General features: G+C 59.1%; 28 protein-coding genes. 26 read left to right on the forward strand and 2 right to left on the reverse strand.

From position 1 onward, the window contains the following. Positions 1-18: 18 nt before the first annotated feature. The 13 genes from metE to CR159_RS12655 all read left to right on the forward strand — a co-directional run bounded on the left by metE (position 19) and on the right by CR159_RS12655 (position 12,345). Positions 19-2,313, forward strand: coding sequence for a 5-methyltetrahydropteroyltriglutamate--homocysteine S-methyltransferase (gene metE / locus CR159_RS12600; RefSeq protein ID WP_102074311.1), 2,295 nt, complete (start codon positions 19-21; stop codon positions 2,311-2,313). A gap of 30 nt (positions 2,314-2,343) precedes the next feature. Next, positions 2,344-2,925: a DUF2889 domain-containing protein gene (locus CR159_RS12605; RefSeq protein WP_102074312.1), complete on the forward strand. Its 582-nt coding sequence runs from the start codon at positions 2,344-2,346 to the stop codon at positions 2,923-2,925. Positions 2,926-3,008: 83 nt separating this feature from the next. Further along, positions 3,009-4,169, forward strand: coding sequence for an ADP-forming succinate--CoA ligase subunit beta (gene sucC, locus CR159_RS12610; protein ID WP_102074313.1), 1,161 nt, complete (start codon positions 3,009-3,011; stop codon positions 4,167-4,169). A gap of 22 nt (positions 4,170-4,191) precedes the next feature. Beyond that, positions 4,192-5,073 carry a succinate--CoA ligase subunit alpha gene (sucD, locus tag CR159_RS12615; protein ID WP_102074314.1) on the forward strand — a complete coding sequence of 294 codons (882 nt, stop codon included), beginning with the start codon at positions 4,192-4,194 and terminating at the stop codon, positions 5,071-5,073. Positions 5,074-5,248: 175 nt separating this feature from the next. Next, positions 5,249-5,971: a TerC family protein gene (locus CR159_RS12620; RefSeq protein WP_102074315.1), complete on the forward strand. Its 723-nt coding sequence runs from the start codon at positions 5,249-5,251 to the stop codon at positions 5,969-5,971. Continuing rightward, positions 5,958-6,086, forward strand: coding sequence for a hypothetical protein (locus CR159_RS22105; protein ID WP_255398846.1), 129 nt, complete (start codon positions 5,958-5,960; stop codon positions 6,084-6,086). The genes CR159_RS12620 and CR159_RS22105 overlap by 14 nt, the downstream gene beginning before the upstream one ends. A gap of 6 nt (positions 6,087-6,092) precedes the next feature. Further along, the gene (gene hemC, locus CR159_RS12625; protein WP_439650539.1) at positions 6,093-7,037 is read left to right on the forward strand and encodes a hydroxymethylbilane synthase; all 945 of its coding nucleotides are present in this window, start codon (positions 6,093-6,095) and stop codon (positions 7,035-7,037) included. Between the two features lie 32 nt (positions 7,038-7,069). Continuing rightward, complete coding sequence (locus tag CR159_RS12630; protein WP_102074317.1) at positions 7,070-7,873, forward strand: uroporphyrinogen-III synthase; 804 nt, start codon at positions 7,070-7,072, stop codon at positions 7,871-7,873. 28 nt (positions 7,874-7,901) lie between these two features. Beyond that, the gene (locus tag CR159_RS12635; RefSeq protein WP_102074318.1) at positions 7,902-9,365 is read left to right on the forward strand and encodes a uroporphyrinogen-III C-methyltransferase; all 1,464 of its coding nucleotides are present in this window, start codon (positions 7,902-7,904) and stop codon (positions 9,363-9,365) included. A 3-nt stretch (positions 9,366-9,368) separates the two neighbouring features. Next, positions 9,369-10,886, forward strand: coding sequence for a heme biosynthesis HemY N-terminal domain-containing protein (locus CR159_RS12640; protein WP_102074319.1), 1,518 nt, complete (start codon positions 9,369-9,371; stop codon positions 10,884-10,886). A gap of 39 nt (positions 10,887-10,925) precedes the next feature. Beyond that, positions 10,926-11,462, forward strand: coding sequence for an inorganic diphosphatase (ppa, locus tag CR159_RS12645; RefSeq protein WP_102074320.1), 537 nt, complete (start codon positions 10,926-10,928; stop codon positions 11,460-11,462). Continuing rightward, on the forward strand, positions 11,463-12,158 hold the full coding sequence (locus tag CR159_RS12650; protein ID WP_102074321.1) for a fumarylacetoacetate hydrolase family protein: 696 nt from the start codon (positions 11,463-11,465) through the stop codon (positions 12,156-12,158). A 58-nt stretch (positions 12,159-12,216) separates the two neighbouring features. Continuing rightward, positions 12,217-12,345: an entericidin A/B family lipoprotein gene (locus CR159_RS12655; RefSeq protein WP_102074322.1), complete on the forward strand. Its 129-nt coding sequence runs from the start codon at positions 12,217-12,219 to the stop codon at positions 12,343-12,345. Between the two features lie 104 nt (positions 12,346-12,449). On the opposite strand, the gene CR159_RS12660 is transcribed toward CR159_RS12655, so the two are convergent. Further along, entirely contained in the window at positions 12,450-13,442 is a 993-nt protein-coding gene (locus CR159_RS12660; RefSeq protein ID WP_102074323.1) for a tripartite tricarboxylate transporter substrate binding protein, read from the reverse strand. Positions 13,443-13,467: 25 nt separating this feature from the next. Further along, positions 13,468-14,190, reverse strand: a complete 723-nt coding sequence (locus tag CR159_RS12665; RefSeq protein ID WP_102074324.1) for a VOC family protein — start codon at positions 14,188-14,190, stop codon at positions 13,468-13,470. Between the two features lie 161 nt (positions 14,191-14,351). On the opposite strand from CR159_RS12665, the gene phnC reads away from it, so the two are divergent. From phnC to phnP, 13 genes are all read left to right on the forward strand, one after another. Beyond that, on the forward strand, positions 14,352-15,185 hold the full coding sequence (gene phnC, locus CR159_RS12670; protein ID WP_102074325.1) for a phosphonate ABC transporter ATP-binding protein: 834 nt from the start codon (positions 14,352-14,354) through the stop codon (positions 15,183-15,185). A gap of 87 nt (positions 15,186-15,272) precedes the next feature. Beyond that, complete coding sequence (phnD, locus tag CR159_RS12675) at positions 15,273-16,277, forward strand: phosphonate ABC transporter substrate-binding protein (RefSeq protein ID WP_102074326.1); 1,005 nt, start codon at positions 15,273-15,275, stop codon at positions 16,275-16,277. A 67-nt stretch (positions 16,278-16,344) separates the two neighbouring features. Next, on the forward strand, positions 16,345-17,139 hold the full coding sequence (phnE, locus tag CR159_RS12680; protein WP_102074327.1) for a phosphonate ABC transporter, permease protein PhnE: 795 nt from the start codon (positions 16,345-16,347) through the stop codon (positions 17,137-17,139). A gap of 39 nt (positions 17,140-17,178) precedes the next feature. Continuing rightward, complete coding sequence (gene phnF, locus CR159_RS12685; RefSeq protein WP_233208301.1) at positions 17,179-17,895, forward strand: phosphonate metabolism transcriptional regulator PhnF; 717 nt, start codon at positions 17,179-17,181, stop codon at positions 17,893-17,895. After that, complete coding sequence (phnG, locus tag CR159_RS12690) at positions 17,885-18,346, forward strand: phosphonate C-P lyase system protein PhnG (protein ID WP_102074329.1); 462 nt, start codon at positions 17,885-17,887, stop codon at positions 18,344-18,346. The genes phnF and phnG overlap by 11 nt, the downstream gene beginning before the upstream one ends. Then, positions 18,346-18,945 (forward strand): phosphonate C-P lyase system protein PhnH, encoded by a 600-nt coding sequence (gene phnH / locus CR159_RS12695; RefSeq protein ID WP_102074330.1) that lies wholly within the window; start codon positions 18,346-18,348, stop codon positions 18,943-18,945. The genes phnG and phnH overlap by 1 nt, the downstream gene beginning before the upstream one ends. Beyond that, the gene (locus CR159_RS12700; protein ID WP_102074331.1) at positions 18,945-20,045 is read left to right on the forward strand and encodes a carbon-phosphorus lyase complex subunit; all 1,101 of its coding nucleotides are present in this window, start codon (positions 18,945-18,947) and stop codon (positions 20,043-20,045) included. Before phnH ends, CR159_RS12700 begins: the two co-directional genes overlap by 1 nt. Beyond that, on the forward strand, positions 20,042-20,914 hold the full coding sequence (locus CR159_RS12705) for an alpha-D-ribose 1-methylphosphonate 5-phosphate C-P-lyase PhnJ (RefSeq protein ID WP_102074332.1): 873 nt from the start codon (positions 20,042-20,044) through the stop codon (positions 20,912-20,914). The genes CR159_RS12700 and CR159_RS12705 overlap by 4 nt, the downstream gene beginning before the upstream one ends. Next, a complete protein-coding gene (phnK, locus tag CR159_RS12710) occupies positions 20,911-21,681 on the forward strand; it encodes a phosphonate C-P lyase system protein PhnK (RefSeq protein ID WP_199173315.1) in 771 nt (256 codons plus the stop codon). The genes CR159_RS12705 and phnK overlap by 4 nt, the downstream gene beginning before the upstream one ends. Positions 21,682-21,690: 9 nt before the next feature. After that, entirely contained in the window at positions 21,691-22,395 is a 705-nt protein-coding gene (gene phnL, locus CR159_RS12715; RefSeq protein WP_102074334.1) for a phosphonate C-P lyase system protein PhnL, read from the forward strand. Next, positions 22,385-23,530, forward strand: a complete 1,146-nt coding sequence (locus tag CR159_RS12720) for an alpha-D-ribose 1-methylphosphonate 5-triphosphate diphosphatase (RefSeq protein WP_102074335.1) — start codon at positions 22,385-22,387, stop codon at positions 23,528-23,530. The genes phnL and CR159_RS12720 overlap by 11 nt, the downstream gene beginning before the upstream one ends. Then, the gene (phnN, locus tag CR159_RS12725) at positions 23,530-24,141 is read left to right on the forward strand and encodes a phosphonate metabolism protein/1,5-bisphosphokinase (PRPP-forming) PhnN (RefSeq protein WP_102074336.1); all 612 of its coding nucleotides are present in this window, start codon (positions 23,530-23,532) and stop codon (positions 24,139-24,141) included. Before CR159_RS12720 ends, phnN begins: the two co-directional genes overlap by 1 nt. Then, entirely contained in the window at positions 24,138-24,890 is a 753-nt protein-coding gene (phnP, locus tag CR159_RS12730; RefSeq protein WP_102074337.1) for a phosphonate metabolism protein PhnP, read from the forward strand. The genes phnN and phnP overlap by 4 nt, the downstream gene beginning before the upstream one ends. The last annotated feature ends 102 nt before the right edge of the window (positions 24,891-24,992 follow it).

The raw sequence follows: 24,992 nt of genomic DNA on the forward strand, positions 1-24,992 counted from the left end.
ATCTTACAAAGAATTAACATGACCATCACTCATAATTTAGGATTTCCTCGAATTGGCGTTCAGCGCGAGCTTAAACGTGCACTTGAGGCGTACTGGTCTGGGGCGCAATCGGCGCAGGATCTTGAGGACACCGGGCGGGAGTTGCGTGCGCGCCACTGGAAGCTGCAGGCAGCAGCGGGACTGGACTTTGTGCCTGTCGGCGATTTTGCCTGGTATGACCATGTCCTGGAATGGACTACATTGCTGGGTGCCGTGCCCGCACGTTTCGCCCAGTCCGACCGTGAACCGGTGGCGCTGGACACACTTTTCAGGATGGGCCGCGGACGCGCGCCCACGGGCACGCCGGCCGCCGCCTGCGAAATGACCAAATGGTTCGACACCAACTACCATTACCTCGTGCCCGAATTGGTGCCGAACCAGTCCTACCGCATTGCCCGCCGTTACTTGTTCGATCAGATTGAAGAGGCGCAGGCGCTTGGGCATCGCGTGAAGCCTGTAATTCCAGGTCCCTTGACTTGGTTGTGGCTGGGCAAGGGTGACGCATTTTCCCAAGGCGCGACCGATCCTGCCAAGCTCGACCTGCTGGACAATCTGCTGCCCGTCTACCAGCAAGTGCTGCAGCAAATAAAGGAGTTGGGTGTTGAATGGGTGCAGATCGACGAGCCCATTCTTGGGCTGGATCTGCCGCCGGCATGGCAAAGCGCATTCAAGGTGGTCTACAAGCAACTGGCGCAAGCCGGTATCCCGATATTGCTGGCGACTTATTTTGAGCATCTGCATGAGAACGTCGAGGTCTTGAACGGTTTGCCGGTACAGGGAGTCCACATCGATCTGGTGCGCGCTCCGGACCAGCTCGATGACGTCCTGGCTGTGGTGAGCGACGAGCAAGTATTGTCGCTGGGCTTGATCGATGGCCGGAATGTATGGCGTACCGATTTGGACAAGGCGCGCGCGCTGGTCGAAACACTTGCCGTTCGTCGGGGCGATCGTTTGTGGCTGGCGCCCTCGTGCTCCTTGCTGCACGTGCCGGTGGATCTTGATGCGGAGCATGAGCTCGATGCCGAATTGCGTGGCTGGCTGTCTTTCGCCACCCAAAAGCTGGACGAGCTGGCCTGGTTGGCCGATTCCTTATCCACGATTCCGTCTTCTACCTCGCAAACTGCGTTGCAACGCCAGCGCCTTGCCTTGCAGGGCAGGAAAGACTCGGGCCGCATCCATAATAAGGTTACCCAAAAAGACTTGGTGGCGTCCGCCGACCTGGATCGTAATCGGGCGCCTTTTGCCCAGCGTATTCTCCGACAGCAGGAAAAGCTGGGCCTGCCCGCCTATCCGACCACGACGATAGGCTCATTTCCCCAAACCCCTGAAATCCGGGTGTCGCGCCGGGACTGGAAGAGCGGTGCATTGAGCGACTCGGCCTATCAGGCGGCCATGCGCAAGGAAATCGAGCACGTCATACGGTTCCAGGAACGGATAGGTCTGGATGTGCTGGTGCATGGCGAGGCCGAGCGCAACGATATGGTGGAATACTTCGGCGAATTGCTGGGCGGTTTCGCTTTTACGCAGAATGGGTGGGTCCAGAGCTACGGCTCGCGCTGCGTCAAGCCTCCCATTATCTTTGGCGATGTTGCACGGCCGGCTCCCATGACGGTGGCTTGGTCGGCCTATGCGCAGTCACTGACTGAAAAACCGGTAAAAGGGATGTTGACCGGGCCGGTGACCATACTGCAATGGTCGTTTGTACGCGATGACCAGCCGCGGGAAACCACCTGCCGCCAACTGGCGCTAGCCCTGCGCCAAGAGGTGGTGGACCTGGAGAACGCGGGTATTGCCGTCATCCAGATCGACGAGCCTGCATTTCGCGAAGGTTTGCCGCTGCGCCGGGCCGACTGGTCACGCTATCTGGAATGGGCGGTCGATTGCTTCCGTCTGTCGACCGTCGGGGTCAAGGACGAAACGCAAATACATACTCATATGTGTTATTCGGAGTTCAATGACATTATTCAAGCCATTGCTGCAATGGACGCGGATGTCATTACCATTGAGACCTCGCGCTCCAATATGGAGTTGCTGGCGGCATTTGAAGACTTCCAGTACCCCAACGACATAGGGCCGGGCGTTTACGATATTCACTCGCCTAACGTGCCTGATACCGAATGGATGGTTGCACTCATGCAAAAGGCGGCGCAGCGATTGCATCCGCAGCGTTTATGGGTCAACCCCGATTGCGGCTTGAAAACCCGCGGGTGGGCTGAAACTGAGGCGGCGCTGGTCAGGATGGTCGGTGCCGCCCAGGCACTGCGCTATACTTAGAGGGTTTATCGCTATATACGTTTTTTGTAGATGCCCCTACCTCTTTCTAACATTGCCCGCGAACCTTTGCATACGCGTTCCATACGCGTGAGTTCGTTTGCCCGGGAAGACGGCCAGTGGGATCTCGAAGCCGAGCTCATCGACACCAAGGCTTACGACTTCCCACTTAGGGACGGCGCGTCAATACACCGCGCCGGTGACCCTATTCATCACATGCATCTTCGCGTCACGATCGACGACCAGTTCCTGATCACGGATGCTGTCGCCGATTATGACGCAGCCCCGTACAACGAGAACTGCAGCGCCATCGCGCCTGATTACCGCTCTCTCGTGGGCATGAATCTGCTGCGCAACTTTCGCCAGACGGTCAAAGACCGCTTTGGCAGAACAGCAGGCTGCAGCCACATGACGGAACTCTCTTATCTTTTGCCGACGGTCGCGATTCAAACCATGGCCAATAAGCGGCGCCAAGAGCAATTGGCGCCGGGCAAGCAGGAGAAGCGTCCATTTCAGCTCGAGGGTTGTCATGCCCTCAGGCTGGATGGTCCGATTGCAAAAGAGTTTTATCCCCAGTGGTATAAATCCCCGAAAGTCGAGACAAAGTGCGAATAGGCATATCCCGTGGGGCGGCTAAGCACGATGCCCACTGGCGCACGCGTTCTTTTTCCAATTCTTTACGTTCTGACAGGTAATAAATGAAAATTCATGAGTATCAAGGCAAGGAACTGCTGAGAAAGTTTGGCGTTACTGTCCCCCGCGGAATTCCGGCTTTTTCCGTTGAAGAGGCCGTCGCTGCCGCCGAGAAACTGGGCGGGCCCGTATGGGTGGTGAAGGCGCAGATTCACGCGGGTGGCCGTGGCAAGGGCGGCGGCGTGAAACTGGGTCGTTCCATCGACGAAGTGCGCCAATTGTCCTCCGAGATCCTGGGCATGCAGCTGATCACGCACCAGACTGGCCCGGACGGCCAGAAAGTAGGTCGCCTTCTTGTTGAAGAAGGCGCCGACATCAAGAAAGAATATTACGTCGGCATCGTTACCGACCGTGGTACGCAACGCGTATGCGTGATGGCGTCGAGCGAAGGCGGCATGGACGTCGAAGAAGTCGCCGAGAAAACACCCGAAAAAATCCTGAAGGTGTTCGTTGACCCCAAGACCGGGCTCACCGACAAGGAAGCGGCAGAATTGGCGCGTGGTATCGGCGTACCTGAGGCTTCAGTCGAAAAAGCAGCGGCTGAATTCCAGAAGCTCTACAAAGCATACTGGGACACCGACGCCTCGCTCGCGGAAATCAATCCGCTGATCCTCACCAACTCGGGCGATATCATTGCGCTGGACGCGAAGTTCAACTTTGATTCCAACGCCTTGTACCGTCACCCCGAAATCGTCGAATACCGCGATTTGGCCGAAGAAGATCCGGCCGAAATCGAAGCCAGCAAGTTCGACCTGGCTTATATCCAGCTTGACGGGAATATTGGCTGCCTGGTCAACGGCGCAGGCCTGGCCATGGCCACCATGGACACGATCAAGCTGTTCGGCGGCGAGCCGGCCAACTTCCTGGACGTGGGCGGCGGAGCAACGGCCGAGAAAGTGACGGAAGCGTTCAAGATCATGCTCAAGAACGAAGGCGTCAAAGCCATTCTGGTGAACATTTTCGGCGGCATCATGCGTTGCGACGTCATCGCCGAAGGCGTCATTGCCGCCTGCAAGGCCGTGAATCTCAGCGTACCTTTGGTGGTGCGCATGAAGGGCACCAATGAAGAGCTTGGCAAGAAATTGCTGGCCGAGTCTGGCCTGCCTATTATCAGCGCTGACACCATGGCCGAAGCCGCGACTAAAGTCGTAGCTGCCGCGAAATAAGAATACTGCCGAGGATCTGTAAATGTCGATTTTGATCAACAAAGACACTAAAGTCATTACCCAGGGAATTACCGGCAAGACCGGTCAATTCCATACCCATATGTGCCGCGAGTACGCCAACGGTAAGGCGGCGTTCGTAGCAGGCGTGCATCCCAAGAAGGCCGGCGAGAACTTCGAAGGCGTGCCTATTTTCGGTACCGTCAAAGACGCCAAGGCCGAAACGGGCGCCACCGTTTCCGTCATCTATGTTCCGCCCGCAGGCGCCGCTGCCGCCATCTGGGAAGCGGTAGACGCCGACCTGGACCTGGTCATCTGCATTACCGAAGGCATTCCGGTACGCGACATGCTGGAGCTGCGTAATCGCATGCGCGACCAGAACAAGACTGCGCTGGTGCTCGGGCCCAATTGCCCCGGCCTCATTACGCCTGACGAACTGAAGATCGGCATCATGCCCGGTCATATTTCCCGCAAGGGCCGTATCGGCGTGGTCAGCCGTTCCGGCACGCTTACCTACGAAGCGGTGGCACAGCTGACCGAACTGGGCCTGGGTCAATCGACGGCTGTCGGCATCGGTGGTGATCCGATCAACGGTCTGAAGCATATCGATATCCTCAAGCTGTTCAACGACGATCCAGACACTGACGCAGTCGTCATGATCGGCGAAATCGGCGGACCTGATGAAGTCAATGCGGCCGAATGGGCTAAAGACAACATGACCAAGCCGGTTGTAGGCTTTATTGCCGGCGTTACCGCTCCTGCGGGCAAGCGCATGGGCCACGCCGGCGCGCTGATTTCCGGCGGAGCCGATACGGCCGACGCCAAGCTCGAAATCATGGAAGCTTGCGGCATTCGCACTACGCGCGATCCTTCGGAAATGGGCAAGTTGCTTAAATCCGTGCTGTAAAAGAGTCTGCTCGTAGAGAAGCCCGTGCTGCTTTCATTGCCAGCACGGGCTTTTTTCTGTGCAAGCGCAGGGCGGATTTCAAAGCTGATTTACAATAGTGCGTTTATGTCTTGCCTCGGGACGAACTTAGCCGGGGCTTTTTATCGCTTTTCAAGAAGAATACACAGGAATTCACATGCTAGAGTTTATTGACACGCTGCATTGGGGCGCATTATTTCAGATCGTGATGATCGATATATTGCTGGGGGGCGACAATGCCGTGGTCATCGCGCTGGCGTGCCGCAATCTGGGGCCCAAGCAACGCGTTCAGGGCATTCTATGGGGAACGGCCGGGGCAATTTTCCTGCGCGTCGTGCTGATTGCCTTTGCGCTGACATTGCTGGCGATCCCTTTCCTCAAGATAGTAGGCGGCTTGCTGCTGCTATGGATCGGTATCAAGCTGCTGGTTCCCGAAGACGGCCATCACGACAATATCAAAGCCAATGCCTCGATCTGGGCGGCGGTCAAGACTATTATCATTGCCGATTTCGTCATGAGCCTCGATAACGTCATTGCCATCGCCGGCGCCGCGCAAAACACGATCCCGGACCACCAATTGGGCTATGTGATCTTCGGTTTGCTGGTCAGCGTGCCCATCATCATCTGGGGCAGCACGATTGTTCTCAAGCTTATCGACCGTTTCCCGCTGGTAGTTACCCTGGGTGCGGCCTTGCTGGGCTGGATCGCCGGCGGCATGGTCGTCACCGACATCTTTATCCAGAACCAGTGGGGCGGCGAGCTTCCCGGTACAATCAAACTGGCGGCTGAAGTCATCGGTGCGGTGCTTGTGGTGGCACTCGGTAAGTGGATTGCCAGCCGCAAAGGCGCTGCCAAGGAAAAAGTCAATGGGACTGTTTAAACACTCGGGCCGCAAAAAGCCCGATGAATCCGGCCTGAGCCTGCTTCAAGGGCTGTTCGTCCTGGCGATTGTCGGCATTATTCTGGCCATCGTATTCACCCAGTTGGCAGGCTAAGGCATGATTCCAGCTCCCGCTACGCTGGTCATTGCGACGCGTGCCAGCCGGCTGGCCTTGTGGCAAGCCGAACACGTGCGCGATCGCCTGCAGGCTGTCTATCCCGGATGTCAGGTCACATTGTTGACCATGACAACCCGGGGCGATCAAATCCTGGATCGCACCTTATCAAAGATCGGCGGAAAAGGCCTGTTCGTCAAAGAGCTGGAAACGGCTCTACTCGATGGCCGTGCCGATCTTGCCGTTCATTCCCTGAAAGACGTTCCGGTCGACATGCAAAGCCCGTTTGCCTTGCCCGTCATACTCGAACGCGACGACCCGCGCGATGCCTTCGTTTCCAACGACTACGCAACGCTGGACGACATGCCGCCCGGTGCCGTTGTCGGTACGTCAAGCCTGCGCCGGGAATCGCAAATTCGCCAGCAGTATCCTCAACTGGTAATACAAGCGCTGCGCGGCAATCTTGATACGCGCCTGGGCAAGCTTGATCGCGGCGAGTACGCTGCCATCATCCTCGCTGCCGTGGGCTTGAAGCGACTGGGGCTCGAGTCTCGTATTCGCAGCTGTTTGCCAGTCGAGCAAAGTTTGCCCGCTGCAGGCCAGGGCGCATTGGGTATCGAGGTCCTTGAAAGCCGCGATGACATGCATCGCTGGCTGGCACCGCTGGCCTGTCCAGATACAACAGCGTGCGCGCTGGCCGAGCGGGCGGTTTCGCGCGTTCTGGGCGGGTCATGCCAGGTGCCGTTGGCGGCCTACGCCAGGCTGGACGGCGGTGTGCTGCATCTCGATGCGCTCGTTGCCGAACCGGATGGGTCGCGCATCGTGCGTTCCCATGTGCACGGACCCGCCGCGTCGGCAGTGCAGCTGGGCGAGCAAGCAGCCCGGGAACTCCTGCAAAAAGGGGCCAACGACATCTTGTCCCGGCTCTTGTCTCCGGATACGGCCTCCTGATACGTGGCGGCCTTTTTTCGGCTGATGCGATCATGAACGTCAACGTGGTACTTACACGGCCCGACGGTAGGAACGACCAGTTGGCGGCACGCGCGCTGGCCGCCGGCTGGCAGCCGCTGGCGCTGCCGGCCCTGGCAATCCGACCATTGGTGCAGCCGGGCCAGTGCATGCCAAAGCCGGGTGACTACGATCTTGTCGTCTTTGTAAGTCGCAATGCCGCCCGTCTTTATCTGGATTTGCTGGTTGGCCAGTCTTCCGGCCAGGCCTGGCCGGAGCGCACACTGGCCGCGACCGTCGGAAGATCCAGCGCCCAGCCTCTTTATGACTCGTCCTTTATCCAGGATGCCCAAATCGTGCATCCCGATTCGACTGCTCGGAACCAGGACTCGGAAGCGTTGTGGCAATGCCTGGAGCCCCGGCTCCCTGCCATCCGCAAGGTATTGATCGTCAGGGGCGAGTCGGGACGCGAATGGTTGGGCGAGCAATGCGAGCGCATGGGCATCGACGTCGACCGACTGGCCCTGTACCGACGTGAACCGACGTTGTGGAATTCCAGCCAGGCCGCGGCATTGTCCCAGGCGATGGCTGTGCCGGAATCCTGCGTATTCCTGTTGACGAGCAGTGAAAGTGTCGATGCGATACATGCCAATATTTCGCGATTGGGCCTGAGCCGTGCATGGGGTCGATCCCGTTTCGTCGCGATACATGAACGCATCGCCAGCCGTTTACAATCCGTGCTTGGCGCCACTGGTAATGTAGAACCGCCAATGGTAAAAGTATGCTCACCGAGTGACGACTCGATATTTCTGGCCATCAGCCAGATGGCGTCGCGTTAAGAAATACTCCTAGGATTACAATCTGGCCATGACTGATAAAAAACCCGAGATTTCGCAAGCAGCCCAGGCCTCCACTCCAAGCGCTTCGGCTACCCCTGGTCCAGCAATCAATGCTTCGGCCAACAAGAGATCGCCCGTTAAAAAGTCCCGGCCGGTCCTAATACCGGCATTCGTCATTCTTTTGCTGATCGCCGTGGCACTGGGTGCCGCCGTCTGGTATCAGCAGAAACAGTTCCGGCAGTCCTCCGCGGATCTGGCCACGCAGGTGGAGCGCAGCACCAGCATGGCGAACCAGGCCGCCGAGCAGGCCCGCCAAGCGCTGTCCATGCTGGAGGGTCAAACCGCTCAGCTCGATGCCCTGCGTAGTTCCCTCGACGAATCGCGGGAACAGGTCGGAAGCCTGGAGCAGGCTTTCCGCACGCTTACCGACAGCGGCTCCGACCTGGTGTTGATCAACGATATCGATCACTTGCTTACTATCGCTCAGCAACAGTTGCAGCTTAGCGGCAATGTCGCAAATGCGGTCATCTCGCTTGAAACGGCACAGGCACAATTGGCAAGGGCTAACCGCCCCGGACTTGCCTCACTGCTTCAGACGATCAATGGCGATCTTGAGCGCCTGCGTGCCGCATCGACTGTGGATGTGGCGCTGTTGTCCACACAGCTTGACGAACTTGCCGCGTTGGTCAGCGATGCGCCATTGCTGGTCCCTGACGACGCCGCGCCTGGTGTTGTTGATGGCGGTTCAGAGGCGGGCGCGCCGCAAGCGTCTAGCAAGAGTCGTGATGATGTCGACGCGAATGCGCCGTGGTGGAAAAAAACGCTGGCCACGATGGATGACTGGTCGCGTGATGCCTGGACGTCGGTGCGCCAGGATCTCGGCCAGTTCATCGCCGTACGGCGGGTGGACGACCCCGTCGCTTTGTTGATGTCTCCGGATCAGGCAACACGCTTTCGCGAGAATCTGCGTTTGCGCATCATGACGGCGCAGCTGGCGCTGATGATGCGCCAGCCCAAGGTATGGGAATCCGAGACCGCTGCGCTGGTCAAGGCCATTGAAAGCCGCTACGACCCGAAGGCGCAACCGAGTCGGCACGCCCTCAAGCTGGCGCGCCAGATGGCCGATACCTCCATCGAACTGAAGCTCCCTACGGTTGCCAATAGCCTGCAGGCCGTGCAAGCGCTACGTGAGGCCAATGCAAAATCGGCCCAGAACGGATCCATCCCGTCTACCGATGAAGCGGCTCCAGCCGCCGTGCCCGAAGAGGCTGCACCCGACCAGGCTCCGGCGACGCCAGAGCCGCAGTCAGGTCTGGAGTCACGGCCTCTGCCCGAATCACCGGCACCCGAGTCATCGCCGCCTGAGTCATCGCCGCCTGAGTCATCGCCGCCTGAATCACAAGCGCCTGAGTCGCCTGGAGCGCAGACCCAGTCTTCCGCTGCTCCTCATGCACAGTCTGCCGCCGCGGCAACTACCAGGCTTCGGGGATAAACAATGAGAACCTGGTTCTGGACCCTGCTCGTATTCGTGGCCGCTGTAGCGCTGGCCCTGCTCTTGCGCGACCATAGTGGCAATGTACTTATCATTGCGCAACCCTGGCGCATCGAACTGTCGCTGACCCTTGCGGTCTTGCTTATATTGGCCGCTTTCATCATTTTGTATGTCGTGCTTCGGGTATTGGCATGGATCTCCGGCGGTCCCGAGCGTTTTCGCTCCTGGCGCAGTCTACGCGCCGAGAATCGCGATCACCACTTGTTGGAAAACGGCTGGATCAATGTACTCGAGGGCCGCTACACCGAGGCGGAAAAAGAGCTATCCAAGCTGCTCGGACGTACACGATCCAGCAACCGCAAGGTGCTGGCCGGCCTGGCGTCGGCACGCGCCTCACATCACCTTGGCGAATTCACCCGCCGCGACCAGGCGTTGGCGCTTGCGCAGGATGCCGCCGGCAATGATCCGCGCTTGCGGGAGGCGGCTGCTACGGTAGCTGCCGAAATGTACCTGGATCAGAATCGCCCGCAGGACGCATTGGTGCTGTTGCAGCCTCTGCAGGACGCGAGCTCGCGTTATTTCCATGCGACACGCCTGCTGTTGCGTGCCCACCGCCAGCTGCGTAACCACGACCGTGTCTACGAACTCACCCGCTTGCTATTGCGCCGTGGCGTTATCGACAAGACGGAAGCCATGCAGCTGATCGAGACGTCGGCGGCGGCGCGCTTGCATGCAGGTGGTCCCGAGGGATTCAAGTCCATCTGGGGTGATTTGAAGGCCGAAGAGCGCGTCCTGCCGGACATTGCGCTGGCGGGCGCCGCCATTCAAACTTCGCAGGCAAACTACGACGAAGCATCGAAGATTCTCGAAGCAGCCATTAACGTCAAGCTGGACGCGCGTTTGTTAAGTGCTTACTCGCAAAGCCCGGCCGAACACGTCGCGCGCCGCTTGAGCAAGGCCGAGGTCTGGCTCAAGTCGCATCCCGACGATTCCGCATTGCTGGCGGCCCTGGGCAATCTATGCCTGACCGGCGAATTGTGGGGGCAGGGCGAGCATTATTTGTTGCGCAGCATGAAGATCCGCAGCGATATGCGCATCCATGCCTTGCTCGGTAATCTGTACGATCGACTTGGCCGCGCGGGCGACGCCATGACTCATTGGCGCTTGGCGTCCGGTGTGGCGGGAGTGCTTCCCGTACTGCCGGCCAGCCGCGCGTTGCCCGCCGCCGATACGCGTGGCGACCCGACGCTTATCGACGTCGAAAGTATTCCTGAGACCAGCGTGGCCCGCCATGCCGAGGTGCCCGTTGCAGCCAGCGCAGCCGATTTCATGGGCGAGGACGTGATCGGGTCGGAGCCCTTGCTGACACGGCCGCCCGCCGATATGAAGCCGGCCGTCTCGCATGATCGTACGCCGGCTTCCGATTCCGGCCTGGACGAGTATTTCGACAGTGCGCCAATTCCAGGTGTTGATTTGTCGCAAACTTCCGACCGTCCGCGTCGCGGCCCGGAAAGATACTGATTTTCTCTTTACTTTTATATATTTGAGGTTGAACGAAGTATGAGCTTAGACCGAGTACCCGCCGGCAGCAACTTGCCAGACGAATTCAATGTCATTGTCGAGATCCCCATGAATGCGGACCCGGTCAAGTACGAAGTCGACAAAGACTCCGGCGCCGTATTCGTCGACAGATTCATGCTGACGGCCATGCATTATCCGTGCAACTATGGCTATATTCCGCAGACCATATCCGATGACGGCGACCCGGTTGACGTGCTGGTACTGGCCCCGTTCCCGATCCAGATCGGCGCGGTAATACGCTGCCGCTCCATTGGCGTACTGATCATGGACGACGAGGCCGGCGGTGACGCAAAAGTCCTGGCGGTTCCCGTCGACAAGCTGTACCCTCCGTACCGCCATATCCAGAAGCCGGAAGACCTGCCCCAGGAAGATCTCGCCCGCATCCAGCACTTTTTCGAACACTACAAAGATCTCGAAAAAGGAAAATGGGTCAAGGTCAAGGGCTGGGAAGGTCCAGAATCGGCGCTCAAAGAAATTCGTGATGGCGCTCAACGCTTCAGCAAAGGTGATAAGTAAATGAATACAGTCATTCCCGCACACCCTGTCTATGCCATCCCCGTAGCCGGGTCGGACGCCGTCTTCCCCGTAAGGCGTGTGTATTGCGTCGGCCGCAACTATGCCGAGCATGCCAAGGAGATGGGCTTTACCGGTCGTGAAGAACCATTTTTCTTCAATAAGCCCGCCGACGCGCTCCTGACCGTCGCAGATGGCCAGACCGGCACCATGCCGTACCCCCCTAAAACGTCAAATCTGCATTACGAGATCGAGCTGGTGGTGGCGCTGGACAAGGGCGGCCGTGACCTGACTGTGGAGCAGGCCGCTGAATGTGTGTGGGGTTATGGCATTGGCCTGGACATGACGCGACGCGACCTGCAGGGCGAGGCCAAGAAGCAGGGTCGTCCTTGGGAAGTGGGCAAAGCGTTCGACCAGTCGGCACCCGTCGGCCCGCTGCATCCGCGGGAAAAGGTCGGCACACTGGACGCCGGTCCGATTTCGCTGAGCGTGAACGGCACCGTCAAGCAGTCCAGCGACTTGACGCAAATGATCTGGAATATTGCCGAATCCATTTCTTATCTTTCAGGCCTGTTCGAGCTGAAGGCCGGCGACATCATCTTCACGGGTACCCCAGAAGGCGTGGGTCCGGTCGTGGCCGGCGATACGCTGGTGGGCTCGGTTGCCGGCCTGGGCGAGCTACGCGTAAAAATCGCCTGATTTCGTTCCAGTACCAAGCACCTTGTCATTAAAAACACTTCTAGTAAAAAGGGAAATCATGGCTACCAAAATTCTTGCCGCTTTAGCCTTGTTGGGCTGTTTTGCCTTGGCCGGTTGCAATACCGTAGCAGGTGCGGGCGAAGATATAAGCAGAGCCGGCGGCGCGATCACCCGTTCCGCAAAATAGTAGTTTTGCACTGACCGCTTGTAGCGGGACAGTAGACACGGGGTCGAACTGGGCTGAGTCCTGTATTGCACAGGGCTCAGCCTTTTTTTATAGCCGATCGGGGCTTAGTTGGTCAGAGAAAGCCCAGTCTCTTTCACGAACTTGTCCCAGCGCTTGTATTGTTCGACGGTGTAGTCGTCCACGCTTGCCCCATCGGTGCCGATCACTTCGAAGCCCAGGGCGGTCAGCTTCTGTTTGACCTCTTTATCGTTAAGGGCTTCCTGGAAGGCTTTGGTCAGGTTATTGGAAACGTCGTCAGGTGTAGCGGCGGGAGCGAAAATACCTATCCATGAATAAGCTTCATAGTTCGGGAAGCCTGATTCCGCGACGGTGGGTGTATCGGGAAGGTCTGGCAGGCGCGTCGTACCCGTCACTGCCAGAGGCTTGATTTTCCCGGCAGCAATATTGGACTTTGTCGCCGCATAGCTGAGCATCGTGAAATTGACGACCTTGCCCAGCACCGCTTGCACGGCTGGCCCGCCACCTCCAAAGGGGACATGAAGAATGTCAACACCCGCCCGGCGCTTAAGGTCTTCAGCGGCCAGGTGGTTCAATGATCCGGCGCCTGTCGAGGCATAGCTAAATTTTTGAGGCTCCGCCTTGGCAACCGCCAGGAACTCCTTCAGGTTATTGCCGGGAGTAGCCGTGGACGCCCCGATAACCAGCGGAAACCGCAGGGCAAACGCAATGCCGCGCAGATCCTTGAACGTGTCGTAAGGCAAATCCGGCTTGATGATGGGATTGATGGCGTGCGTGTCGAAGCTGACCAGCAAGGTGGTGCCGTCCGGTTTGGAACGGGTCACGTACTGGGTGGCGATCTGGCTGGCTGCCCCCGGCTTGTTCTCGACGACTACGGTGCGGCCTAGCAACTCCGCCAATTTGGGCTGGATAATCCGGGATGCAATATCGGTACTTCCTCCGGGTGGGAAGGGCACAACCAGCCGGATGGGCGCGTCGTCTGCGCTGGCCGCAGCTGCCATGGACAGGGCCAGCAGGCAGGAAGCGCCTATTTTAAGGAGAGCGCCTTTGGGTTTTTTTTGCGTGAAGAATCGAGTCATTGTTTTTCCTCTTGGTTGTGGCGGTTTACACAAATTGATCAAGCCGTGTGTTGAATAGTTGGCGCGCGCCGTGCTCATCGGCAACCCAAGCCGCCTCGATGCGGGCCTGAGTTGCCGCCGGATCGCGGCGCACACGCATGCGCGTGTTGGGCAGTGTTATTTCATAGTCACCATTGTCGTCGGCCCGCACATCGGCTTGCGCCAGCACGGCAAGCGACTGCGCATCCGAATGCGGTTCGCCGGATACGATAAGAATATCACTGAGTGTCCTGGCGCCATTCGCATGTTTCATATAGTTATCGACCCACACATATTCCGGCGTCAAGTGTTGACAGAAATATACCCGGAATCCGGGGATGGGCTGGGTCGCGAACCGGACGGTATCAAAGCGGGCAGTCGCCTGTTTCCCGGCCGATTCTATAGGCCGCTCGAGTCTCTGGACGGGGTTGACGTCAAACCCGTTGTCCTTGAGGTACTCGTAGGTTTGCTGCGCGTTCGTGCTGCGAAATACCAGCGCATCCAACCCTGCCGGTGAATCGGCTATTTCCTTGCGGGCCGGTGGGGCACCTTCAGGCCAGCCCAGCAACTCGATGTAGCTGTCGTCCAGTGTGATAAGGCGATTGACCGAGCCGAGATTATGACGGGCGAGGTCGGTCAGGCAATAGCCGTCTTTTTCGAATCGCGGCGCCAGCCCGGTCAGTCGGTCGCGCAACATAAGGACAAGGTGGTCGAACGCTAAAGTCGCCATTGGGTGAGCCTCAGAAGAATATATGACTGTGCAATATGGATGCCTGCCCGGCAGGCTGTCATGAAAACGTCATCGCAGTTTAATCCCGATGTCATGCGCCGTGCCTAAGATGCGGGTCATCAAAGGCGATCTGTGTCGTCTGGCTTTTTGGGAGTAGGTGAATGAACTCAGTGATCCGCGTCGAGGGCTTGAACAAAAGCTTCGGCGGTAAACAGGTTTTGTTCAATATGGGGCTTGCCGTGCAGCCCGGTGAAATGGTGGCACTGATCGGTGCATCCGGATCCGGCAAGTCGACCTTGTTGCGTCATTTGTCGGGCCTCGCCTGCGGCGACAAGCATGGCAGCAGCTCAATCAGTGTAATGGGTAGATCGGTTCAGTCCGGCGGCCAGCTCAACGGCCAGGTTCGCCGTCTGCGTGCCGACATCGGCTACATCTTCCAGCAGTTCAACCTGGTCGGACGGCTGAGCGTGTTGCGCAATGTGTTGCTGGGCTGCCTGGGTCGCATGCCTCGCTGGCGTGGATCACTGGGCATGTTCACACCAGAGGAAAAGCAGCTTGCCATGGCTTCCCTGGAAAGGGTGGGCTTGGCCGACTATGCGCATCGCCGCGCGTCGACCTTGTCCGGCGGCCAGCAACAGCGCGTAGCCATAGCACGGGCGCTGACCCAGCGAGCCGAAATCATCCTGGCCGATGAGCCTATTGCCTCACTCGACCCAGAGTCGGCGCGCAAGGTCATGGACATTCTTGCCGACATCAATGAGAAAGACGGAAAGACCGTAGTGGTCACCCTGCATCAGGTCGACTACGCCGCGCGGTATTGCAAGCGGGTTGTTGCGTTGAAATCCGGGCACATTCATTTCGATGGATCGGTCGATGCGTTGGACGGCGTGTTCCTCAACGATCTTTATGGCGGCGACCTTGATACATCCCTGGTCCTGGCCAGCCATACCGCGCGGCTACCGGCGCGGCCTTCCATGTCTTTGATTGCAGCCTGATAGCCGTGTTGAATCAAGCTGTTCTTTTTAACGTACTTGTCTAGACAACCGACTCGGCAAGCTATGAAGCACTACTGGAGTATTGACATGTTTAAAGCCATACAGCGCGTTCTGCTGACTTCCACCGTAACCGGCATGGCCATGATGAGCCACGCCCATGCCGCCGAAACAAAAGAACTGAATTTCGGCATCATCTCGACAGAATCATCGCAGAACCTGAAAGGCATGTGGGATCCGTTTCTTGCGGAAATGAGCAAGCATACCGGCATGAAGATCAATGCTTTCTTTGCGCCGGATTATGCCGGCATCATCCAGGGCATGCGTTTCAACAAGGTGGATGTCGCCTGGTACGGTAATAAATCCGCCATGGAGGCCGTCGATCGCGCCGGCGGCGAGATTTTCGCGCAAACGGTAGCCGCCAATGGCAATCCGGGCTACTGGAGCCTGTTGATTGCGCACAAAGACAGCACCTTGGCCTCGGTCGACGACATGCTCAAGAATGCCGCGAATCTTACATTCAGCAATGGCGACCCCAACTCGACCTCCGGCTACCTGGTGCCGGGCTATTACGTTTTCGCCAAGAATGATGTCGACGCCAGCAAGATCTTCAAGCGCACCTTGAACGCCAGCCACGAAGTCAATGCACTCAGCGTTGCGAACAAGCAAGTCGATGTGGCTACGTTCAATACCGAAGGCATGGAGCGTCTGGAGGAAACCAATCCGGCCAAGGCGGCCCAGTTGAAAGTGATCTGGAAATCGCCATTGATTCCTGCCGACCCCATCGTATGGCGCAAGAACCTGCCGGAAGAAACCAAGAAGAAGGTCAAAGATTTCTTCACCAACTATGGCGGGAATAAAGAAGAGCTGGCCGTTCTGGCCGGCCTGCAATGGGGCAAGTTCAAGGCCTCGAACGATGACCAGCTGCTGCCTATCCGCCAGCTCGAACTGTTCAAGCAGCGCAGTCAGTTGGCCGCTGACGCCACGTACGGCGCCGCCGAAAAGCAGGCCAAACTGAAAGAGATCGATGCCAGCCTGGAAAAGCTGAACGCGCGCATGGAGACGTTGGACAAGAAGCTGGCCAGCGCCAAGTAATTGGCTCATGTCTTTGTCCGGCGCCTGGCCGGACAAAGACACCCTTTGATTTCGGAATACCCATCACATGACAGCTATAACGTCCACCGGCTTGCCCGACCCACAGCTTAAACGTCCCTGGTATCAATGGGCGACCTGGGTCCTGCTGGCCGTCATCCTGGCTTGGTCCTGGGAAGGTGCGGAAATGAATCCCGCCATGCTGTGGCGCGATGCCGAGAACATGCGTACGTTTGCGGCCGATTTCTTCCCGCCCGATTTCCGCTACTGGGAAACCTATGTCGCTGAAATGATCATCACGGTGCAGATCGCCTTGTGGGGCACTGTCCTGGCAATCATCTGTTCCATACCGCTGGGCATCCTGTGCTCCGAGAATATTGCCCCATGGTGGATAGCCCACCCGCTTCGCCGCTTGATGGATGCGTTTCGTTCCATCAATGAAATGGTCTTTGCCATGCTGTTCGTGGTGGCGGTTGGCCTGGGGCCCTTTGCCGGGGTGATGGCCTTGTTCATCGGCACGACGGGTGTCCTGGCCAAGCTGTTCGCCGAGGCGGTCGAGGCTATCGACGGCGGCCCTGTGGAGGGCGTCAGGGCAACCGGCGCCAGTGCATTGCAGGAAGTCATCTACGGCGTCATCCCGCAAGTGCTGCCGCTATGGATTTCCTATGCCTTGTACCGCTTCGAGTCCAACGTACGGTCCGCCACGGTAGTGGGCATGGTTGGGGCCGGCGGCATCGGCGTGACGCTTTGGGAGGCCATACGAGGATTCCAGCTGGCGCAGACCTGCGCCATCCTGATCATCATCATCGCGGTCGTCAGCCTCATCGACATTATTTCGCAGCGTTTGCGCAAGCACTTCATCTAAGAAACCAGGGGTGCCATGCACCCATTATTTGATATGAACATGTCTAGACAAGCGGGGCCGCGGTATTTGGAAGTGGCCGATGCATTGCGTAATGAAATTGAGGGCTACGTGGCGGGCGATTACCTGCCTTCCGAGCTTCAACTCGCACAACGCTACGCGGTCAATCGCCATACCTTGCGGCGTGCCGTGGACGTCCTGGTTGCCGAAGGGCGCGTCCTGCGGCACCAGGGCCGGGGCACCTGCGTGTTGCCTACGCCCATCGTCTATCCGGTGCACGCCGGCAGCACGTACAGCAAGACGCTGGCAGGGATGGGCTTGCGTTCGCAAGCCGTGCTGCTGAATCGCAGCCAGCGCCCCGCCAAGGCCGATGAAGCGAAGGAACTGGCCCTGAGCGGACAGGAGCAGGTGGTGGAGATCACGACCTTGCGCCTGCTCAATGAACTGCCCATCAGCCTCATCGTCCATTGTTTTCCTTCACGGCGGGCACAGGCGCTGGATGCCTATCAGGGCGGGTCACTGCGCTCGCACCTGGAACAAAAAGCCATTGCGCTCACACGCGCGTCGACCTTGATCGGTGCCCGGGCGCCTTCCCAGCAAGAGGCGCTGCAGCTCCTGATGCCCCGGCACACACCCGTGCTGAGCATACGGACGCTTTCCCGCGATGCGCAGGGCCAGCCTTTTGAATTATCGAATTCGATCAGCCGGGCTGATCGTTTCAAGTATCACGTCATTTCCGGAGATCAGCATGAACAGTAGTGTGAAGACCGACGGCGCCAGCGCTGGTCGGCGCCAGCAATGGATGAGTGTGCTCGCCCGCGCGGGGCGGCAGCTCGATGCCTACGGTTCGCAGCTGCGCGAACCCGGCTACCGCCTGATCCGCCCGCCCGAAACAGGCATGGTGATGGTGCGCGGCCGCATGGGCGCCAGCGGGGCGGCCTTCAACCTTGGCGAGATGACCGTAACCCGTTGCGTTGTGCAGCTGGACAACGGACGCATCGGACACAGTTATGTGGCGGGCCGCAGTAAGCCGCATGCGGAATTGGCCGCGCTGGCCGATGCCCATTTACAGGGCGAGCAGCACCAGCACTGGCTGGATGCGTTGATTACCCCTTTGGAGCAGGAACAATCCGTGCGACGAGGCATCAAGACGGCGCAGGCTGCCACGAGCAAAGTGGATTTCATGACATTGTTGCGGGGTGAGGACTGATGAACGACACCTTGCTTTTACCGGCTTTTGCCGAACCCATTGCCCAGTCGCAGCAGGCATTCCGCCTTGCGCTGACCGCCATGTCGGAGCCTGGAACGATACAGGTCCTGGATGGCGCGCCCGCACTGGGCGACATCTCTCCCGCAGCATACGCCTTGTGCCTGAGCCTGTTCGACGCCGATACAGCGGTCTGGCTGTCTGACGCCCTGGATACGCCGGCCTTGCGCGCCAACCTGGCGTTCCACTGCGGTTGCGCCGTAGTCAGTGATCGACGTCTTGCGGCATTCGCCTTGTTGACGGAAGACGATCTGGTCGATCTCCACGAATTCAACAACGGCACAGATCGCGACCCCGATCAATCCTGCACGCTCATCGTTCAGTTGAGCAGCCTCGAGCACGGCTCGGCCGTGGCGTGGCAGGGTCCCGGAATACAGCAGGAGAGGGTGCTGAACGTGCCCGTGGCACCCGACTTCTGGACGCAGCGCAAGACGTTCTGCGCCTTTCCAAAAGGATTGGATATTTTCTTCACCAGCGGATCCAGGCTGGTGGCCTTGCCGCGCAGCACGCGCGTGCGCTACACCATGACGGAGGTGAACTGATGTATGTTGCCGTAAAGGGTGGCGAAAAAGCCATCGATAACGCCCATGCCTTGCTGGCGGCCAAGCGGCGGGGCGATGCATCGGTACCTGAGCTGAGCGTGGAGCAGATACGCCAGCAGATGCCGTTGGCCGTGGCGCGCGTCATGGGTGAAGGCTCCCTGTATGACGAAGAGCTTGCCGCGCTTGCGATCAAGCAGTCGGCGGGTGATCTGCTCGAGGCCATCTTCCTGTTGCGCGCCTATCGGACCACGCTGCCCCGCTTCATGGCCAGTATTCCCGTGCAGACGGAAAACATGGTCCTGGATCGCCGCATCTCGGCAACCTTCAAGGATCTGCCCGGCGGACAGTTGCTGGGTCCCACCTTCGACTACACCCATCGCCTGCTGGATTTCACCCTGCTGGCTGAAGGCGCTGCGCTGCCAACGCCCGATTCCCCGATCGAACCCGTGCAGCAGCCAGCATGTCCCCGGGTGGTCGATATGCTGGCTGATGAAGGCCTGCTGGCGGTCGATAAAGACAGCACGGCCGAGGTCCCCGATATCACCCGCCAGCCCCTCGATTTTCCGTCGACGCGTGCGCAGCGACTGCAAGTGCTGGCTCGCGGCGATGAAGGGTTTCTCCTGGCGCTGGCCTATTCGACTCAGCGCGGCTATGGACGCAATCACCCCTTTGCGGGAGAAATCCGTATCGGAGACATAGAGGTGTGGGTCGAGCCCGAGGAGCTGGACTTTCCCGTATTGCTGGGCGACATCGAAGTCACCGAATGCGAAATGATCAACCAGTTCGTGGGCAGCAAGGATCAGCCGGCCCAGTTCACACGGGGTTACGGACTGGCTTTCGGTTATGCCGAGCGCAAGGCCATGGGCATGGCGCTGGTCGATCGCGCCTTGCGCGCCGATGAGTACAACGAGGATATCGAATCACCTGCCCAGCAAGAGGAGTTCGTGCTGATGCATTGCGACAACGTGGAGGCGGCCGGTTTCGTCTCGCACTTGAAGTTGCCGCATTACGTTGATTTCCAATCCGAGCTCGACCTTATCCGTCAGTTGCGCAAGCCTGCGGCCGGCGTATCGGACCTAAAGCAGGAGAAACGAGCATGAGTACAGCAATACAAAATGCCGAGATCGTCGCGGGCTACAACTTTGCCTACCTCGATGAACAGACCAAACGCAGCCTGCGCCGCGGCTTGCTCAAAGCCGTGGCCATTCCGGGTTACCAGGTGCCCTTCGGCGGCCGCGAAATGCCGCTGCCCTATGGCTGGGGAACCGGCGGCATGCAGGTGACCGCGGCCATACTGGGTCACGACGACGTGCTCAAAGTCATCGACCAGGGGGCCGATGACACCACGAATGCGGTGTCGATACGGCGCTTTTTTACACGAACAGCCGGCATGGCGACCACCGAGCGTACCGTGGAGGCCACCATCATCCAGACCCGCCACCGCATTCCGGAAACGCCGCTGCACAAGGGGCAAATCGTGGTCTACCAGGTGCCCATTCCCGAGCCCTTGCGCTTTATCGAGCCGTCGGATTCCGAGACCAAGGCCATGCATGCGCTGAACGACTATGGCGTCATGCACGTCAAGCTGTACGAAGACATTGCCCGGTATGGACACATCGCCACCACGTATGCCTACCCGGTCATGGTCGATGATCGTTACGTCATGGATCCGTCGCCCATACCGAAATTTGATAATCCCAAGTTGAATATGAGTCCTGCATTGATGTTGTTCGGGGCAGGGCGCGAGAAGCGCCTCTATGCCTTGCCGCCCTACACGCAGGTGGAAAGCCTGGATTTCCAGGACTACCCCTTCGAGATCCCGAAGTGGGATCACAGCTGCACCTTCTGCGGGAGCAGCGAGTCCTATCTCGATGAACTGATCGTCGACGACCACGGAAACCGCGAATTCGTATGTTCGGACACGGACTACTGCCAGGAACGATGCGCGAACCAGGAGGCCATGCAATGAGTCCGCTTTTATCGGTACGTGACCTGACCTTGCTGTACGGCCCGGAAAAGGGATGCCAGGCCGTATCTTTTGACCTGTATCCCGGCGAGGTGCTGGGCATCGTGGGCGAGTCGGGCTCGGGCAAGTCCACGCTGCTCAGCGTGCTGTCCGGCCGGCTGCCTCCAGACCGCGGATCGGTGTTCTACCGCGATCGCGACAATTGCAATGTCGACCTATATGCGGCAAGCGAGGCGCATCGACGCACGCTATTGCGCACCGAATGGGGTTTTGTAGAACAGAACCCGCGCGACGGATTGCGCATGGGCGTATCGGCCGGCGCCAATATTGGTGAGCGCCTGATGGCCCAGGGCGTGCGCCATTATGGCGAACTGCGCAAGGCCGGGTTGGCGTGGCTGGATCAGGTGGAGATCGATCCCCAGCGTATCGATGACCTGCCGCGCACGTTCTCCGGCGGCATGCAGCAGAGGCTGCAGATTGCCCGCAACCTCGTGTCCAGTCCGCGCCTGATTTTCATGGACGAGCCCACCGGCGGCCTGGATGTCTCGGTGCAGGCGCACCTGCTGGACATGCTGCGCGGCCTGGTCCGTGAACTTCAACTGGCCGTTGTCATCGTGACGCATGACCTGGCCGTGGCCCGCTTGCTGGCCGACCGGTTGATGGTAATGCGCCGTTCCCACGTGGTCGAAGCCGGCTTGACCGACCAAATACTTGACGATCCACAACATGCTTATAGCCAGTTGCTGGTTTCGTCCGTCCTGCAGCCTTGAGGAAAAAACATGACACCCGTTATGGAAGTGAAGGGCCTGTCCAAAGCCTTTACGCTGCACCAGCAGCATGGGACAGTACTGAACGTCTTGCGCAAGCTTAGCTTCGCCGTGCAGCCCGGCACCTGCCTGGTGCTGCATGGCCGCTCCGGCGCCGGCAAGTCCACCTTGATGCGCACCCTCTATGGAAATTACCTGCCCAGCACCGGCAGCATCCGGCTTCATCATGCCGGCGAGGTGCTGGAAATGGTGGGCGCGGAGCCACGGCAGACGCTTGCCGTACGCCGCATGACCATGGGCTATGTCAGCCAGTTCCTGCGCGTGATTCCTCGCGTAAGCTGCCTGAACGTGGTGATGGAGCCCGCGCTGGCGCGCGGCATGGATCGCGCCGACGCGCAAGAACGCGCCACAACGCTGCTGACACGCCTGAATCTGCCCGAAAGCCTGTGGTCGCTGGCGCCCGGCACGTTCTCGGGCGGCGAACAGCAACGCGTCAATATTGCCCGCGGCTTCATGGTGCCCTGGCCCTTGCTGTTGCTGGATGAGCCCACGGCATCGCTGGACGATGCGAACCGGGCCGTGGTGCTGGAATTGATTGAGGAAGCCAAGTCCGCCGGCTCGGCGCTGATCGCCATCTCTCACGACGCGAAGGCGCGCGAGGGCATGGCGGATTGCTATCTGGACATGTCTCTTGAGGAGCCTGCTCATGCAAGCTGAACAAATTTTCACCAACGCCCGGGTGGTGACCGCCACTGATTTGTTTGTCGGGACCGTGGCCGTGCGCGATGGCGTCATCCACGACGTCAGCGAAGGCCGCAGCCAACTGCCGCAGGCCGAAGACCTGAACGGCGACTACCTGATGCCCGGGCTTATTGAACTGCACACGGACAACCTGGAAAAATACATGAATCCGCGGCCAGGTGTGGACTGGCCCTCGGAATCGGCCGTGCTGGCGCATGATGCGCAAGTCATTTCCGCAGGCATTACCACGGTGTTCGACGCCCTGGCCATCGGTGACGTGAATCCGAAAGGGGATCGCCTGAAGCAATTGCCGGTCATGCTGGACGCCATCACCCATGCGCAAAGCCAGGGCCACACGCGCGCCGAGCACCGCCTGCATTTGCGCTGCGAGCTGAGCCACGCCAAGACGCTGGACATGTTCCATGAATTGGTGGGAAACCCGCTGGTTCAACTGGTATCTGTCATGGACCATTCACCCGGCCAGCGGCAATTCGTGAAGCTGGAAAAGTACCGCGAATATTATCAAGGCAAGTATCACCTGAACGATGCCGACATGGATGCCTTCATCGCCCTGCAGTTGGATAACTCGCGCCAGTACAGCGACCGGTACCGGCGCGCCATCGTCGATGAATGCCGCGAACGGTCGCTATCGGTGGCCAGCCATGATGATGCCACCCTGGACCACGCTCGGGAATCGGCGGAGTATGGCATGTGCATTGCCGAGTTTCCCACCACCGTCGAAGCGGCCGAGGCCAGCCACAGCATGGGCCTGAAGGTGTTGATGGGTGCGCCCAACATCGTGCGCGGCGGTTCGCATTCGGGCAATGTGGCCGCGGCCGACCTGGCGTCGCAAGGCGTGCTGGATATTCTGTCCAGCGACTATTATCCGGCCAGCCTGCTGCAGGCCGCATGCATGCTGGCGGACCAGGACAATGCCTACGGACTGCCGGCGGCAGTGGCAACCATCAGCATGGCGCCGGCACAGGCGGCGGGCTTGCTCGACCGTGGAGAAATCCGCGCCGGACTTAACGCCGATCTGCTGCGCGTGCGCAAACACAAGAAGCAATTTGTCGTCCAGCGCGTCTGGCGCAATGGGAACAGGGTGTTCTGATGGCAGGTCGACTCATCTACCTGATGGGGCCATCCGGTTCAGGCAAGGACACGGTGTTGCAGGGTGTGGCCGATTTGCTGGCCGGTAGTGCGTATCTTGCGCCCCGCATCGTGACCCGGCCGCTCACACCGACCGAACCCAGTTGTGTATCGGTAAGCCTGTCCGAGTTCGAGCACATGGAATCTTGCGGACTCCTGGCCATGGCATGGCGGGCCAACGGCTTGGCTTACGGGGTTTTCAATGACATCAACGATCACTTGCTGGCAGGTTGGGATGTATTGCTTAACGGCTCACGCGCGTATCTTCACGAGGCGCGCCAGCGATATCCTGACTTGCTGCCGGTCTTGCTGACTGTCGAGCCAGCGCTGCTGCGACAGCGCCTGCAGGATCGCGGCCGGGAGGATGCCGAAGAAGTTTCCAGGCGGCTGGAACGCAATGCCCGATTTTGTCGCGAGCTGGACGAAGACAGCAAGGGCGCGCCGGTATTGGTCGTGGACAACTCAAACGAGGTGGACCACGCCATCCAGACGCTATATGCTTACTTGAAACAGTCCGACGCCAGCGAGCGCCCTGGACTGCATGACACCTTCAATTATCGGCATACGGCATGAAACTGACACTGCTGGGTACCGCCAATGCGTCGCAGGTTCCCGTGTACAACTGCGATTGTCCGGCCTGCGACAGGGCGCGGCACGATACCCGTTTTCGCCGCGGTCCGTGTTCGGCCTTGATTGAGTGCGGGGGCCAGCGTTGGCTGGTGGATTCCGGATTGACCGACCTGGCCGAGCGCTTCCCTCCGGGCAGCATAAACGGCGTCCTGCAAACCCATTACCACGCCGACCACGTGCAGGGACTGCTGCATTGGCGCTGGGGCAAGGGCATGCGCCTGCCGGTATTGGGGCCCGACGACCCTGAAGGGTTCGCCGACCTGTACAAACACCCCGGCATGCTGGATTTTTCGCAGAAGCTTACGGCATTCCAGCCGCGGACGTTCGAGGGCTTTTCGTTAACGCCGCTGCCTTTAAATCATTCCAAACCGACCTTTGGTTATCTGTTTAGCGACGGAATCAGCAGTGTGGCTTACCTGACCGACACAGTGGGATTGCCGCCCGACACGCAGGCCAGGTTGCAGGAACAGCCGCTGGACTTGCTGGTTCTGGATTGTTCGTACGGGCCTTTGCCGGAGACGCCGCGCAATCACAATGATCTGACCCGGGCGCTGGAAACGATTTGTTCGCTGAACGTGAAGAAGGCGGTGTTGACGCACATAGGGCACGAGTTTGACTGCTGGCTGACAGAGCATGGGGATTCGTTGCCGGCGAATGTGGTTGTGGGGAGGGATGGGGATGTGGTGATGTAGGGTGGGGGAGGTACCGGCGCAGGGTCATAGTAGGGTTGTGGGCTATTTCGCTATGGCTGTAACGCTATTGGAGGTCTGATCTTGGTTCGTTCTTTATGATAG

The organism is Pollutimonas subterranea, from assembly GCF_002849655.1.
Lineage (GTDB): Bacteria > Pseudomonadota > Gammaproteobacteria > Burkholderiales > Burkholderiaceae_B > Pollutimonas > Pollutimonas subterranea.

Excerpts from the sequence above, each read along its gene's own strand:
- phnD (WP_102074326.1), top strand. The coding sequence starts at position 15,273 with ATGTTTAAAGCCATACAGCGCGTTCTGCTGACTTCCACCGTAACCGGC.
- phnG (WP_102074329.1), top strand. The coding sequence starts at position 17,885 with ATGAACAGTAGTGTGAAGACCGACGGCGCCAGCGCTGGTCGGCGCCAG.
- phnC (WP_102074325.1), top strand. The coding sequence starts at position 14,352 with ATGAACTCAGTGATCCGCGTCGAGGGCTTGAACAAAAGCTTCGGCGGT.
- phnL (WP_102074334.1), top strand. The coding sequence starts at position 21,691 with ATGACACCCGTTATGGAAGTGAAGGGCCTGTCCAAAGCCTTTACGCTG.
- CR159_RS12650 (WP_102074321.1), top strand. The coding sequence starts at position 11,463 with ATGAATACAGTCATTCCCGCACACCCTGTCTATGCCATCCCCGTAGCC.
- phnK (WP_199173315.1), top strand. The coding sequence starts at position 20,911 with ATGAGTCCGCTTTTATCGGTACGTGACCTGACCTTGCTGTACGGCCCG.
- phnF (WP_233208301.1), top strand. The coding sequence starts at position 17,179 with ATGTCTAGACAAGCGGGGCCGCGGTATTTGGAAGTGGCCGATGCATTG.
- ppa (WP_102074320.1), top strand. The coding sequence starts at position 10,926 with ATGAGCTTAGACCGAGTACCCGCCGGCAGCAACTTGCCAGACGAATTC.
- phnH (WP_102074330.1), top strand. The coding sequence starts at position 18,346 with ATGAACGACACCTTGCTTTTACCGGCTTTTGCCGAACCCATTGCCCAG.
- CR159_RS12660 (WP_102074323.1), bottom strand. The coding sequence starts at position 13,442 with ATGACTCGATTCTTCACGCAAAAAAAACCCAAAGGCGCTCTCCTTAAA.
- CR159_RS12655 (WP_102074322.1), top strand. The coding sequence starts at position 12,217 with ATGGCTACCAAAATTCTTGCCGCTTTAGCCTTGTTGGGCTGTTTTGCC.
- CR159_RS12700 (WP_102074331.1), top strand. The coding sequence starts at position 18,945 with ATGTATGTTGCCGTAAAGGGTGGCGAAAAAGCCATCGATAACGCCCAT.
- CR159_RS12665 (WP_102074324.1), bottom strand. The coding sequence starts at position 14,190 with ATGGCGACTTTAGCGTTCGACCACCTTGTCCTTATGTTGCGCGACCGA.
- CR159_RS22105 (WP_255398846.1), top strand. The coding sequence starts at position 5,958 with ATGGGACTGTTTAAACACTCGGGCCGCAAAAAGCCCGATGAATCCGGC.
- phnN (WP_102074336.1), top strand. The coding sequence starts at position 23,530 with ATGGCAGGTCGACTCATCTACCTGATGGGGCCATCCGGTTCAGGCAAG.
- CR159_RS12640 (WP_102074319.1), top strand. The coding sequence starts at position 9,369 with ATGAGAACCTGGTTCTGGACCCTGCTCGTATTCGTGGCCGCTGTAGCG.
- CR159_RS12705 (WP_102074332.1), top strand. The coding sequence starts at position 20,042 with ATGAGTACAGCAATACAAAATGCCGAGATCGTCGCGGGCTACAACTTT.
- CR159_RS12720 (WP_102074335.1), top strand. The coding sequence starts at position 22,385 with ATGCAAGCTGAACAAATTTTCACCAACGCCCGGGTGGTGACCGCCACT.
- CR159_RS12630 (WP_102074317.1), top strand. The coding sequence starts at position 7,070 with ATGAACGTCAACGTGGTACTTACACGGCCCGACGGTAGGAACGACCAG.
- sucC (WP_102074313.1), top strand. The coding sequence starts at position 3,009 with ATGAAAATTCATGAGTATCAAGGCAAGGAACTGCTGAGAAAGTTTGGC.
- sucD (WP_102074314.1), top strand. The coding sequence starts at position 4,192 with ATGTCGATTTTGATCAACAAAGACACTAAAGTCATTACCCAGGGAATT.
- CR159_RS12635 (WP_102074318.1), top strand. The coding sequence starts at position 7,902 with ATGACTGATAAAAAACCCGAGATTTCGCAAGCAGCCCAGGCCTCCACT.
- phnP (WP_102074337.1), top strand. The coding sequence starts at position 24,138 with ATGAAACTGACACTGCTGGGTACCGCCAATGCGTCGCAGGTTCCCGTG.
- CR159_RS12620 (WP_102074315.1), top strand. The coding sequence starts at position 5,249 with ATGCTAGAGTTTATTGACACGCTGCATTGGGGCGCATTATTTCAGATC.
- phnE (WP_102074327.1), top strand. The coding sequence starts at position 16,345 with ATGACAGCTATAACGTCCACCGGCTTGCCCGACCCACAGCTTAAACGT.
- metE (WP_102074311.1), top strand. The coding sequence starts at position 19 with ATGACCATCACTCATAATTTAGGATTTCCTCGAATTGGCGTTCAGCGC.
- CR159_RS12605 (WP_102074312.1), top strand. The coding sequence starts at position 2,344 with ATGCCCCTACCTCTTTCTAACATTGCCCGCGAACCTTTGCATACGCGT.